14 protein-coding genes are annotated in these 12,678 nt (G+C 35.1%); 1 reads left to right on the forward strand and 13 read right to left on the reverse strand.

The window, feature by feature from the left end; all coding sequences use genetic code 11:
• Positions 1-90 precede the first annotated feature (90 nt).
• The 12 genes from LKE46_RS10175 to LKE46_RS10230 form a co-directional block, all read right to left on the reverse strand.
• Positions 91-591, reverse strand: coding sequence for an antirestriction protein ArdA (locus tag LKE46_RS10175; RefSeq protein ID WP_063600942.1), 501 nt, complete (start codon positions 589-591; stop codon positions 91-93).
• A gap of 13 nt (positions 592-604) precedes the next feature.
• Positions 605-826: a hypothetical protein gene (locus LKE46_RS10180; RefSeq protein ID WP_063600943.1), complete on the reverse strand. Its 222-nt coding sequence runs from the start codon at positions 824-826 to the stop codon at positions 605-607.
• Positions 827-881: 55 nt separating this feature from the next.
• Positions 882-2,075: a MobT family relaxase gene (gene mobT / locus LKE46_RS10185; protein WP_063600944.1), complete on the reverse strand. Its 1,194-nt coding sequence runs from the start codon at positions 2,073-2,075 to the stop codon at positions 882-884.
• A 188-nt stretch (positions 2,076-2,263) separates the two neighbouring features.
• Positions 2,264-3,664, reverse strand: coding sequence for a hypothetical protein (locus tag LKE46_RS10190; protein ID WP_063600945.1), 1,401 nt, complete (start codon positions 3,662-3,664; stop codon positions 2,264-2,266).
• 30 nt (positions 3,665-3,694) lie between these two features.
• On the reverse strand, positions 3,695-4,078 hold the full coding sequence (locus tag LKE46_RS10195) for a YdcP family protein (RefSeq protein ID WP_063600946.1): 384 nt from the start codon (positions 4,076-4,078) through the stop codon (positions 3,695-3,697).
• Positions 4,079-4,097: 19 nt separating this feature from the next.
• A complete protein-coding gene (locus tag LKE46_RS10200; RefSeq protein WP_063600947.1) occupies positions 4,098-4,412 on the reverse strand; it encodes a YdcP family protein in 315 nt (104 codons plus the stop codon).
• Positions 4,413-4,798: 386 nt separating this feature from the next.
• Entirely contained in the window at positions 4,799-6,415 is a 1,617-nt protein-coding gene (locus LKE46_RS10205; RefSeq protein WP_063600948.1) for a DUF2326 domain-containing protein, read from the reverse strand.
• A complete protein-coding gene (locus tag LKE46_RS10210) occupies positions 6,393-6,632 on the reverse strand; it encodes an ABC-three component system middle component 7 (protein ID WP_063600949.1) in 240 nt (79 codons plus the stop codon). Before LKE46_RS10210 ends, LKE46_RS10205 begins: the two co-directional genes overlap by 23 nt.
• A complete protein-coding gene (locus LKE46_RS10215; protein ID WP_063600950.1) occupies positions 6,629-7,390 on the reverse strand; it encodes an ABC-three component system protein in 762 nt (253 codons plus the stop codon). The genes LKE46_RS10210 and LKE46_RS10215 overlap by 4 nt, the downstream gene beginning before the upstream one ends.
• 117 nt (positions 7,391-7,507) lie before the next feature.
• Positions 7,508-7,651, reverse strand: a complete 144-nt coding sequence (locus tag LKE46_RS17795) for a DUF961 family protein (protein ID WP_430392616.1) — start codon at positions 7,649-7,651, stop codon at positions 7,508-7,510.
• A gap of 597 nt (positions 7,652-8,248) precedes the next feature.
• Entirely contained in the window at positions 8,249-9,610 is a 1,362-nt protein-coding gene (gene rlmD / locus LKE46_RS10225) for a 23S rRNA (uracil(1939)-C(5))-methyltransferase RlmD (RefSeq protein WP_291721467.1), read from the reverse strand.
• A gap of 31 nt (positions 9,611-9,641) precedes the next feature.
• Positions 9,642-10,094 (reverse strand): hypothetical protein, encoded by a 453-nt coding sequence (locus tag LKE46_RS10230; protein WP_291721470.1) that lies wholly within the window; start codon positions 10,092-10,094, stop codon positions 9,642-9,644.
• Between the two features lie 226 nt (positions 10,095-10,320).
• Here LKE46_RS10230 and LKE46_RS10235 point away from each other — a divergent pair, with 226 nt between their 5' ends.
• Entirely contained in the window at positions 10,321-12,159 is a 1,839-nt protein-coding gene (locus LKE46_RS10235) for an LTA synthase family protein (protein WP_291721472.1), read from the forward strand.
• Positions 12,160-12,209: 50 nt separating this feature from the next.
• On the opposite strand, the gene ribH is transcribed toward LKE46_RS10235, so the two are convergent.
• Complete coding sequence (ribH, locus tag LKE46_RS10240; protein ID WP_291721475.1) at positions 12,210-12,674, reverse strand: 6,7-dimethyl-8-ribityllumazine synthase; 465 nt, start codon at positions 12,672-12,674, stop codon at positions 12,210-12,212.
• Positions 12,675-12,678 lie beyond the last annotated feature (4 nt).

The following is a 12,678-nucleotide window of genomic DNA, read 5'->3' on the forward strand; positions in this document are numbered from 1 at the left end:
CTCTTTTTAATTTTCAATAGGAAAGGTGGCCAGTGCATAAATTGACAGGGGACAATTAGAGCACTGGCACCTTTTCTGAAAACTTTTTAACTAACCTGCATATTCAAAAATACCGTGTGGAGTGACAAGAAAATTTCCTTCAATCTCCAGGTCTCGTCCATAGGCTTTATAGTCAATATAGTTTTGTAAATCGGAGGGGATCTCACCAAGCCTTCCGGATTCCTCAAGAATATAGTAGGCAACATCCTCCATGTCGTCACAATCAGGATAACAGATGATATCATCCTTATGCTCAACCATTTCCTCAAAACTGCCAAAGAAAGTTCTTTGGATTTCCCTCATTTCATCCTCGATGGGAGTTCCTTCCAATTCTTCTGCCATAGAGCACAGGCGGTTGATTTCATCAATGGATGTGTATTCGTCAATGTCAAAGGGAAGCTCATAATCATGTATGGCATATTCTTCATACTCACCATTTAAGCCGATGCGCTCCTTGACATCTTCCATATCTATAGGTGGAGTGAACCATGCACCCACTGATTCACCTTCGTTGTATTTACCAAGATTGGCAATATAGACTTGCATTTCCATAGCTTTCACCTCCCTATGCACCAACAACTCTGTTAAACAGATTCAAGAGTACATCCTTGACACCAGAAGCATTGAATACCAGTCCTACGGCAATAAGTGCAATTATAAGAAAACCGATGAGCTTGGAAAACTCTCTCTTGAAACCAAGGTAAAGTCCGATTACTACAATTGCCATGAGCACAAGTGACTGGGCATTGCTTAAAAACCAGTTGTATAGATTCTGTCCGAAATTCATTGCACATTTCTCCTTCCATAATCTTTCATTATATAATCAAATAAAATTCTATTTATCACCTGCAGTTAGTTACCATCTGTTCGGCAGTATCTACCTGCTGCTGTAGTATTTTCTCATGCCTTTTTGTGAGTCTGGCATTTTGTATAATGTCATAAATGACGTTTGTGTTACGTATCTGATCGATTAAAAGTGCCACCTTTAATGTCGGGGCAACTTGTCTTTGCAGCCAATTTAAGGTACGTACAAAAGAATAGGGCTCCGGTTTGGTGGTAAGTTTCAACTTTTCACGATCCTTGCCTATAAACCAGGCCCAGTTTTTATTTATTTTCCATTCACTGCGCCTCTTATTTTCTACTTTGTCAACAAAACGCAGGTAACGGTTTATAATGGAAAAGGCTGTACGATCTGCATCCCTATATGACAGTAGGTCAATGATTGCATGATAGGCTCTATCATTTTTGAGCCTAATTTCAAAACGATTCTTAACCTCTGATTCCTCTATGGGAACGCCGTTTTTTACGTACTGTTCGTAGTCCTTTTCATATATACAAAAGTAAATTTCACTTTTCAGTGAACCGATATAAAGTGTATTTCCCATAGCTTCTTTTTCCTCACGGTGTATAAGCTCACCACTTCGATAGCTCTTGAAGCTACGAAACACTGAAATACATTCTTCATTTCGACATTTTTCAGTGAGCTTGGGGATATCAAGTATACCTGCCTTGTCATTTATAGCTAGATCCAGCCGCTTGAATACACCGCCTTCACTGATTGCACACATGAAAAAATCGTACCAGCTTCTGTGCTGCGCCAGAAGGAATCCCTCAAATTGCCTGCAGCCCCGTCCTTTAAGTTCCAGAAGTACACCTTTCTTTTCATCATGTGATACCATTACAAAAATATCTCCCAAAGCATAATGCTCTGCATAGGAATAGAAACCATAGTCCTCATGAAGCATATACTTTATTTTGAGAAGCAGTATATCTTCAATAACATGCTTTACATTTACAGTAGGGAAGCGTATCCTCACATAGTCAAACAACATTTCAAGAGGTGAGTCAGGATTAAAGCGTTCCAGTGATTTTAAAATAGTCTCTTTGATGTCTTCCGACGGTGAAGCTCTGCCATTTTCAATGTCGCTTAGATACTGTCTTGTGATTCCTGCTGTAACTGCAAGGCGGTTTTGTGAGATACCATAGTAAGTTCTCTTTTCCTTTAGTTCCTGCAACCATAAACTGTTTTCACTCAATTACATCCCTCCAATAAAAAAAGGATGTCAACTGAAAGGGTTGTAGTTGACATCCTTAAAAAATCCCGGAAACCTTTATATACTAAGGTATCTACAGGATTTTAAAACTGTTTTTTATTGTATTTGTGCCCCCCTGTTAGATACGGGGGGCTAATCGCTGGTGTGGCTAACGCCACACCAAAAGCAGGTCAGTCCGTCCCTGCGGCTTTCGCTTCGCACGCCGCCTGGCCGTTCTGCCTGCTTTTCTCTAGTTTTTCTATCTCTTTTATAAAATCATGTCCTTTTGGTACAAGTGGAGTATAAAACTCCGATATTACACTTGTACCTGTATCCACATAACCACGTCCTTTTATCTGTTTTAGGAAAAAATCTTTGTCAGTCTCGCCAAACATCATACCGTATCCCATTTCTGACATACGGCCAAGTGCTACACGAAAATTAAACTGATCCCTAATTCCATCTCCTAAATATTTTGCATCTGGTCTCTGACAAGCTAAGACTAAGAAGAAACCACTTTGGCGCCCTAACATGACAATTTGTTTTAGCTTGCTCATAACCTGCGTACTTTTTTTACCTATCATCTCCATAAATGAAGGGTACTCATCAAAAATGAGGAAATGAGCCGGCAGTCCTAAATAGGCATAGTTTTCACCTGTTTTGTAATTCGCCATCAACTTCATTTCTTCATTTTGTTTCATCATATTATCATAAAACTGATACAAACAGTCAATCATATCCTGCTGTTTGTAATATACATTTAGCATAACAGAAGAAAGATCGGCAAGGTCAGCATTTTTGGGATCAAGAACATAAAGGACGGCATTTGTATGCAGTAATGCTTCAATAATGGAGAAGATGAAGTACGTCTTCCCTCCACCTGTGCCTCCGGTTATAAGCATATGAGGGAGTTTGTCATATTCCCACCAGATATTCTTCATGAGCCTTAGCCTTCCGTGTTCTGCCTTTACCTCATCAATAGTAATTCGGTTGGCAATCATATCATAGAGCAGGGTGTATTCCACATAAGAATCCTTTAACTCTTTGTCCACCAATTCACAGTACAAGCCACTTTCCAGTTTCTTTTCCAGGTGCAGAAGCTGATCTTGATACTTTCCAAGAGTAATTTCCACGTGTATATGAATCAAGCCATTTTTTAGCAGATAATACATCTTCGGGAAATGACTGATTTTCTCTTTTGATCTGCCAGATGGCAGGTCTTTAAAGAGTCCATCACTTTGTATCTGTTCAGATTCATACCATTTATTTTCAAGTATCATTCTTGCCAGCTTTTGACGGTGCATTAGCTGTTTCACATAGTCACGCCGAAAATGATAATAAGAACAAGCCCCAACCAGACTTACTGCTGTAGCAATAATTATACTAAATATCAGATAGGACGTGATAGAAAATTGAAAACTGCCATCATGTGTGAGACTAACCTTTTGCCAGTCCATTGTCATGAGACGTTTCCCATGAAAAACCAATAACACCAGTATGAAAACTATAGTAAGTGAAATAACAGCAAACCGTAAGACCAAATTTTTATCACTTGCTCTAATTCGTCTTCCTTTATAGATGAAATGTTTCATAAATCATCCTTTCCGAGAAATATAAATGCTCTATTTCCCTTTATTTTGAGGCTGTGGCTGTTGGTTTTTAACATGAGAGATTGCCTGTTTGTTTTTTAGTACAATATCATCGGCTTTTATATACCAGTCCACGTCTGCTCCTCTAAAAGTGGCAGTTGCCACCGTATCTGCTACAGGATTTACAAGTTCCACTTCGGCGTTATAGTCAAACTCTTTTAAAGGAACAGCAGCTGGAATACTCACCTGTATCATACAACCCTGTCCACGGGATTTAAGGTCATAGGTACGTTCCTTAATTTCATCACTTACCGTACCATCTTCATTGTTGATATGCACCTCACGGCGAAGTGCAGAAAACTTCAACACTCCAAATGTCTTTTCCTTGTCAATTACAATTCCTTCAGCTAATCTCATTTTTTCCACCTCTCTTTCTTTATGCTTTCACCATATCATCTGCGTTCAGAATATAATTTGTAAAACCACGATTTCCAATTTTATATCCTTCTGCGGTGATACGAGGATTGATAAGTTTTACTTTTTCTTCTACTTCAAAATGTTTTTCACCAGCTTCCAGTGGCAATATAACTACAATATCATCAGCTCTCTGAATGTCGGAATATAAATTATAACTACGAGAAAGAATTGACATACGACCGTTCATTCTGCGCTGTTCAACTTTTCCTTCTCCTGCATACTCCAAGTTTCCAAATGTTTTTTCCATGTTAGGAATAACATATTTTAGTTCCATATATTTTAACCTCTTTTCATTTTTATTTATAATAATTAAATTGTAATTGTTTCCTTATTCTGCTGCATGAAGCATACCTTTCTACCCGTTCTTTATCAAGGGCAAGCTTACGTGCTTCACACCCTTGACAAAGCCCGGTCAAAAAGGTAAATAGCAGGTAAGCAGAATAAGGAAACATTATACTAACTGTTCTCTCAATTCAATGGTGGAGAGCGTGATTTCTTTTTGTAATTTAAATACAACAATATAAACATTATTACCATTTCCTTTTTAATTTAGGTATAAAAATAGACGTTCATTTCTGAACGCCTAAACATAGTATCTTTCCATTGATTTTTTCTCACATATTGACCATTCGCCTTTCGATAGGCTGTTGCTATTAAATTCTACTTATTATTTTTCCAATTTTTTATAAAAAGTAACTTATCTTTTGAAAGCTGTAATACCTTATGCTTATTTATGATGCGAGTTGCTTTTTCATCATAAGAACTCAATTTGTCAATAGCAATGAATATTTGTTTTTTACTTTGACTGTAAATTGATATGATATTTTCTAAAGCTGCATTTTCAATATTCTTTAATAAAGGTAAATCATGTGCTATGGCTGGTAAACACGTTAATTCCAATAATGCAAGGTCAAATGAAATTAAATTGGCAAAAGCTGTCCCTGTTCCTGTATCTCCAGCAGTATTAAACGAATATTTATTTCCATGAATATTTAACGTTGGTGATCTTCTTCCATCAACATAAATTTGTTTATTTAATTCATACATTCTAACATTTATTTTATTACATATTTCATCCAATGCCTTTTCTTTTAATTCACTTAAATCAAGATTAGCTTGAGATATAGATGCTTCCAACTGCTTCTTCTTCGTATAATAACCATTTTCATCACTAAGCTGTTTGATTTGTGCAACCAAATCAACCACTTCATCCACTGCTAATTTAGGAGCATCTTTAATTGACAGCTTCTGTTCTATTTGCTTATCTATTTCTTTTATCTGATTGTCAAATTTTTTTATTTTTGCTTTTAATTCCTTCTCTACTGTCACAAGTTCGCTTTTTAAAATTTTAGTTATATTTTTATGAAATTCTTCGACCTTATTAATCTGCTCTACATTAAAATTCGGAAAATAATATACAAATTGTTCTAACTCGGCATTAATTTTAACTGGTTTGTTTTTTATATTATTCTGAGTTCGGAGTAATCTACTACGATGTGTGTTTACTTTAGTAGTGAGCAAGCTTTTTTCACGCTTAAGCTTTAATACTTCTTGTGAGACCATTGACTCTAAATCAAGAGAAGTCATTACGATTTCTTTCTTTATTTTTTCTAATCGTATATTTAGTTCAGCAATTTTTTTTTCATTTTTACTAAATAAACTTTTTGTACTTACATTAGGTAAAAAATTCTTTTTGGCAGCATTTGTTAATGTCAATTTATCTTTTTTTAACTTTTCAATTTGTTCCTCATATGCTTTTAACGATTTATATTTATCAAATAATTTTAGCAAAGCTAATATTGATTTTGGAGCACTTTCTTTCTCAAAATATTGAATTGGCTTTTTTTCAATTAGGTTCTCTTTACCATAAACTCTAAAATACCTTCCAACAATATTTCTAAATGATAACGATTCTAATTGACACTTATAATTTTTCTGTAACCATGCAGTATATTCTTCTGTTGATATACTTTCTAAAACTTCAAATTTTTCATTGCAAATTGAAACAGATGTATATTCATTTGTACTCCTAATAAAGTAATAATTATGGTTATCGAAATTAAAAATAAATCTAAAATTATGATGTCCTAACTGTTCTACTACATCGTGGTTTTTATTTATATAATCATTGCCACCAAATATAAAATCAATAATCATAAGCATGGTTGATTTTCCTATTGAATTAGAAGCAACGTCATCTCCTACAATCGCATTTAATCCTTCATGAAATATAACTTCTTTTTCCAAAAATATATCACAAATTATTTTTTTTAACATACTGTATCACCTGTAACTCCTCATTATATTCTACCTTTTCAAGAACATATAAAACATCTAACGCTAACATATATTCGTTCAAATCCTTGAAATACTTTTTTACAACTTCATATAACTCACTTACTGAATAGTTAGTATCACATATCTTTTCTAAAATATACACTGTTTTTGCAAGAATGCAATCTTGGAAACTTATTAACTTATTAGGCAATATCATGAAAACACCTCACAATCTTGTACAAAATATGCAATCACAATTTCGCAGGCTCTCCTTGAATATGAACCTGTTTTTTCGTTTAACCAGTCAACTAAAGAAGAATATACAAATTCTTGATTAGGATTGATTTGCATGGTTTTACAATAAAAACTTTTTATTTGAGCTGCTAAGGTATCAAATTTATATGGAGTTACTTCATCCATTTCAACAAATATCTTATGGATATAATCAAAATAGTCTACCACATCATTTTTGATAGTACGCTTTATTGCAAAAGGTAATGTATTATTAGCTTTTTGCTCTATTCTTAAAGATTCATAACTTAAACGAACTAATTCCTCCTCCAAAGATTCATCATTTAAATTTTTCAATATCTCCTTTATTTCTTCCTCTATATTAAAAAGTGCATATGTATTTTTTAATTTTGCATCCTGCAACAACTTCTTTTTAAGTCTTACCCATGAACGATATTCTTCTATAGTTCGAGGTGTATCAAATTTTTTATGACATATTCTACATACTGCTATAACATTGTCTAAACTATTAATATCCTCACTTAGGCGTTCCTCATTTTCCAATAATTTTTCTTCCTCTGGATGTGGATTTGCAGGATATATATGTGCCACTTCAAACATTTTAATAATTTGTCCACTTTTCTTATTAGTTAAAGCTTTTCCGCAAATTGGACACCGGCCATCCACCTCATTAAATAAGAGCATCTTTTCATTATCAGAAAAAATCCTTCGATTATCTCCCATATTTATCACCTGCACTCATAAAATTACAACTTTATTTAATTTTACCACATGGAATTGTAAATGTCTCTTTGTATGCTATGTTTAGCTTTATAATTATGGACTAATAGAATATCAATATTATCTTTCTCTATATCTCAATGTATCCTTTATCGCTTCCACTTTTTCTTCAACTTCAAAGTGATTTTCACCAAATATCACTACAATATCATTTGCTCTCTGAATGTCAGAATAAAGATTATAACTGCGAGAAAGGATAGACATACGACCATTTTAACTACGCTATTCAACCTTGCCTTCTCCTGCATACTCCAGATTTCCAAATACCTTTTCCATGTTTGGGATTACGTGCTTTAATTCCATATACTTTACCTCTTTTTTATTTATAATGTTTAATTTACAATTATTTTCTTATTCTGTTGAATAAAGCATACCTTTCTGTCCATTCTTTATCAAGGGCAAGCTTACGTGCTTCACACCCTTGACAAAGCCCGGTCATAAAGGTAAATAGTAGTTAGACAGAACAAGGAACTATTATGCTAAATGTTATCTACAACTTAAGTGATGGAGAACCTGGCTTCTTTTTGTGATTTGAATACAGTAATATAGGCATCATTATCACTTCCTTTTTAATCTGGGTATAAAAATAGACGTTCATTTCTAAACGCCTAAAAATAAATAAGGGAGATACCATTTTTACTCAATATCCCATCCCTTATAAACCTTATTTTATTGTATCTCCACACTCTATATCAACTACTACTGAAACATTAATATAATTTTTTATCTCTTTATTTCGGCTTTTATCACTATTTTCTATAAACACGATATGTTTGAGAAAGTGCTTAAAATCAAGGATTTCTACATATCTTTCCTTTGTAGCGAAACTATAGTCTCCACATGCCCTGTCTGCGGAAACATATCCATGAGCTTCACCTTATCCACCCTGTATCCAAAATGTATAAATCCATTCAGATCCTGTACAAGGGTTTTTGGATTGCATGAAACATAGATTATGGACTTTGCACCAAATCCAGCTATCTGTCTCAATGCTTTTGGATGGATACCGGGCCTTGGGGGATCAAGTATTATTACATCCGGCATGAAATTCATTTCATTTACAACCCTGCCCACATCCCCTGAAATAAATTCGCAGTTTTCAATGCCATTAAGTCTCACATTGTCATTTGCAGCTTTCACTGCATCCTCTATGAGTTCAACACCTATAACTTTTTTTGCATCTCCTGCCACTATCTGTCCTATTGTTCCGGTGCCGCAATAAAGGTCAAGTACAGTTTTGGAAGAAACATCACCTAAAAACTTTTCTACTATTCCATAGAGTTTCTCAGCTCCACGGGAATTTGTCTGAAAAAATGCCCCGGGAAATATCTTGAACTTCAGTCCCGAAATTTTCTCAGTTATATGGTCATCACCATAAAGTATGTTCAATTTTTCTATTTTGACTATATCTGAAAAGCTGTCATTTACACTGTGCAGTATTCCTTTTATGTTCCCACAGAGATCCAATTTCAAAAGTCTGTTAACCATTTCACCGAAATCAAAATTCATCTGTGAAGTCGTAACCATGTTTATCAGAATTTCACCTGTATTTTTTCCCTTTCTTACAACAAGGTTCCTCAGATAGCCCTTTCTGCTCTTCACCCTGTAATACGGAAGATCCTCTTCCCTCAGATAATCTATAATCCCACTTAATATGTTTCTAAAATCGCCATCTACAATTTTACACTGGTCTACATTTACAATTCCAAAGCTTTTTCCCTTCATGTGCATTCCAACATTTAAAACTCCACCTTTTTCTGCATCTCCAAAGGTGAACTCCATCTTGTTCCTGTATTCAAATTTTTCAGGACTTTCTTCTATGCCCAGAAATTCAAAATCTTTTATATCCGCCCTTCGAAATAGATCCAGAACCTGACGTGTTTTCAGTTCAAGCTGTATCCTGTGCGGTAAAAATTGTGAATTGCAGCCTCCGCATAAATTGAAATGTGGGCATTCGGCATCAACAGAATAATCTATATTTTGGGATATTTCCAAAAGTTTTGCCTCCAGATGATCCCTTTTTCTTTTGGTTAACCTTGCCAATACCTTCTGTCCCGGAAAGGTATTTTTTATAAAAATTTCTTTCCCCTCCATCACAGCTATGCCTGTAGAAGGGAAAGAAGTTCTTTCTATGCGGAATTCATAAACATCTCCAATTTTCAATTTTTAATCTTTCCTTTCTTAAATGTAATTCTTACTCGCCGAATTTTTGTCCAAGAGTAACCTTGTATTTCGTCTTGCTCATTACAAATGGATAAAGCACAAGTACTATTATAAATATTATTATGAACATACCCTTCATGTCTACAATGTGATATCCAAATATAAGGCGCAGTATGAGATCAAACAGGTACAGTGCTATTACGGATACCACGGATGTTGTCAAAGTATCTACAATGGACGCCTTCAATTTTTCATTGAACAACTTAAACGTCTTCTTGTCTTCTGGTTCCTTTGAAAAATCATCTTTTTGAGGCTCACTATCAATTATTTCCGTGTTCTTCTCACTTTCTTGATTGTCGTCCTCATTATTATCCTGCTTTAAATCTTCAAGCTTCTTTTTTTCCTCCTGGTTCTTGCTTTTTAATTCTTCAAAAAACTGTTTTTTGGCTTCATTTTCATTTGCTTTATTTTTACTATCATCCATTTAAAATACACTCCTATTTTATTATTTAACTATTTATATATTACACTATAATCAGGTGAAAATTTCATTTTTACATATCCGCAACAAATATATTATGCTACAGTAAAACATTTATGTAAATACGTATACACAAATACTTTGACTTTGTTAACAATTGATTTACAATTACAAGTTTAAGATTTATAATTTAATTCAATATAAAACACACTCAGGAGGAGCTATATAAATGAAGATTTTCAATTTTACAGATATAATAATATTTTTGGTTCTGGTTTCCTGCAAAATATTGAGCTTCGGCAGGCAGATAAACACGGCACATTTCCCTGTGATCTCCCTTTTGATTCCCTCATCTGCTTCAATACTTGTCCTGATGTCCATAGCCTTACTTCTTGGAAGGAAAAAGCGTTCAAGATTCCTTTATATATGCAATATTGTGATAAGTCTGCTCATAATAAGCGACCTGAACTACTTCAGATATTTCAAGGATATAATATCACTCCCGGTATTGGTAAACGGCCTTCAGCTTGGTGCTGTGGGATCAAGTGTAAAAAATATAATACGTCCTGCAGACTTTCTATACACGGTGGATTTGTTTATAATTCCATTTATAAACAGCTGCATGAACAAACATAAGGAAAGTTCACCTCTGTCTTTCAAGTTAAAACTGCCACTTTTCTTGTGTATAATGATATTATCCATATATGTAAACTTCAATTTTTTCTATAAATTGTCCAAAGAGCAGCCCAGGCTTTTAAGCACAATGTATAACAAGGTATATATAGCAAAGCACCTTGGAATAGTCAACTATCATTATCTTGATATATACAATACTGTATACAATAAGCTTGATAGATTGAAGCCTGTTCCGGAAAGCAAACTGGCAGAAATACAGGATTTTATGGATAAGAATAGATCTTCAGAGAAAAACCTTCACGGAGCTTATGAAGGAAAGAACCTGATTTTAATACAGGTGGAGGCACTTCAGGGATTTGTAATAAACAGCTCAATCAATGGAAAAACAATAACCCCTAACTTGAATAGGTTTGCAGAAAGATCCCAGTATTTCGATAATTTTCATTATCAGGTTGCTGCCGGCGGTACTTCCGATGCTGAATTCATGGCCAATAATTCCCTGTATCCTGCCGAATCCGGTGCAGTATACTTTTTATATTCCGGAAATAAATTTCAATCCATGCCGGAGTCCTTCATAAATAAAGGTTACGATACGGCGGCATTTCATGGATTCAGGGAAAGCTTCTGGAACAGGAATGTCATGTATAAAAATTTTAACTTCAACCACTTTTACGGCGAAAAAAGTTTCAAACAGGATGAAACAATAGGTCTTGGATTAAGTGACAGATCCTTTCTAAACCAGTCCGTAGATAAGCTGAAAAATTTAAAAAGCCCCTACTATGCTTTTCTGATTACGCTGAGCAGCCATTTTCCCTATGACGATGTAAAAAATTACGGAAATTTCAACGTCGGAAATCTTGAAGGCACACTTATAGGAAATTATATCAAATCAATACATTATACCGATACCCAGCTCGGTACGTTCTTTGAAAAACTGGATAAGGAGGGGATATTGAAAAATTCCGTGATTGTGCTTTATGGAGACCACTATGCAATTCCCAGGAACAAGCAGGATCAGTTTTTGAAACTTTACGGAAAAAACTCCATGTCCGACGTGGACTGGATAAACCTGCAGAAGGTTCCTCTTATAATTCATTTTCCAGATGAACACATAAAGAGGGTAAATCATATAAACTCCGGTGAGATTGATATTTATCCTACAATAAGTAATCTCTTCAACCTGTCCGGCAGTCACATGATGGGAAATGACCTTTTTAACGAGCAAAAAGGCGTTACAATATACAGAGATGGCTCCTTCATATACGGAAACTGCTACTACATGTCCGAAAACAATGCCTACTATGACATAAACACAGGGGCAAAGCTTCCCGAAACCGAAGAACTTGTTCATGAAAAAAAATCCGTTCTCAACCAGCTGGAATATTCGGACGATATACTAAAACACAATCTGCTAAAAACACAGTTGAAATAAAATAATATGCCTGCCGATTTTTCCTCCGGCAGGCATATCCCCTACTTAACCTAATCAAGCTGCCTGATCAGATTTGCCATTTCTATAGCGGCCATGGCACCATCATATCCCTTGTTTCCTGACTTGGTACCTGCTCTTTCTATTGCCTGTTCTATATTGTCCGTAGTAAGTACGCTGAATATGACAGGCATATTTGCCGAAAGAGAAACGCTGGCCACACCTTTTGAAACCTCATTTGATACGTAGTCGAAATGAGGCGTCGCACCCCTTATAACCGCTCCAAGGCATATGATTGCATCATATTCCCCGGACATGGCCATTTTCTTTGCAACAAGAGGTATTTCAAATGCCCCGGGAACCCAGCTTATACTTATGCTGTCTTCATCGGCTCCATGACGCCTGAGACAGTCCAGTGCACCTTCCAGCAGTTTCCCGCTTATGAATTCATTGAACCTTCCAATTACTATACCAAATTTCAGATTTTCTGCTGTCAATTTTCCTTCATATGTTTTCATATAT

The sequence above is a fragment of the Clostridium sp. genome, assembly GCF_022482905.1.
Taxonomy (GTDB): Bacteria; Bacillota; Clostridia; order Clostridiales; family Clostridiaceae; genus Clostridium_B.

Excerpts from the sequence above, each read along its gene's own strand:
- LKE46_RS17795 (WP_430392616.1), bottom strand. The coding sequence starts at position 7,651 with ATGTCTATCCTTTCTCGCAGTTATAATCTTTATTCTGACATTCAGAGA.
- LKE46_RS10200 (WP_063600947.1), bottom strand. The coding sequence starts at position 4,412 with ATGGAACTAAAATATGTTATTCCTAACATGGAAAAAACATTTGGAAAC.
- LKE46_RS10210 (WP_063600949.1), bottom strand. The coding sequence starts at position 6,632 with ATGATATTGCCTAATAAGTTAATAAGTTTCCAAGATTGCATTCTTGCA.
- ribH (WP_291721475.1), bottom strand. The coding sequence starts at position 12,674 with ATGAAAACATATGAAGGAAAATTGACAGCAGAAAATCTGAAATTTGGT.
- LKE46_RS10175 (WP_063600942.1), bottom strand. The coding sequence starts at position 591 with ATGGAAATGCAAGTCTATATTGCCAATCTTGGTAAATACAACGAAGGT.
- LKE46_RS10190 (WP_063600945.1), bottom strand. The coding sequence starts at position 3,664 with ATGAAACATTTCATCTATAAAGGAAGACGAATTAGAGCAAGTGATAAA.
- LKE46_RS10230 (WP_291721470.1), bottom strand. The coding sequence starts at position 10,094 with ATGGATGATAGTAAAAATAAAGCAAATGAAAATGAAGCCAAAAAACAG.
- LKE46_RS10195 (WP_063600946.1), bottom strand. The coding sequence starts at position 4,078 with ATGAGATTAGCTGAAGGAATTGTAATTGACAAGGAAAAGACATTTGGA.
- LKE46_RS10180 (WP_063600943.1), bottom strand. The coding sequence starts at position 826 with ATGAATTTCGGACAGAATCTATACAACTGGTTTTTAAGCAATGCCCAG.
- LKE46_RS10215 (WP_063600950.1), bottom strand. The coding sequence starts at position 7,390 with ATGGGAGATAATCGAAGGATTTTTTCTGATAATGAAAAGATGCTCTTA.
- LKE46_RS10235 (WP_291721472.1), top strand. The coding sequence starts at position 10,321 with ATGAAGATTTTCAATTTTACAGATATAATAATATTTTTGGTTCTGGTT.
- LKE46_RS10205 (WP_063600948.1), bottom strand. The coding sequence starts at position 6,415 with ATGTTAAAAAAAATAATTTGTGATATATTTTTGGAAAAAGAAGTTATA.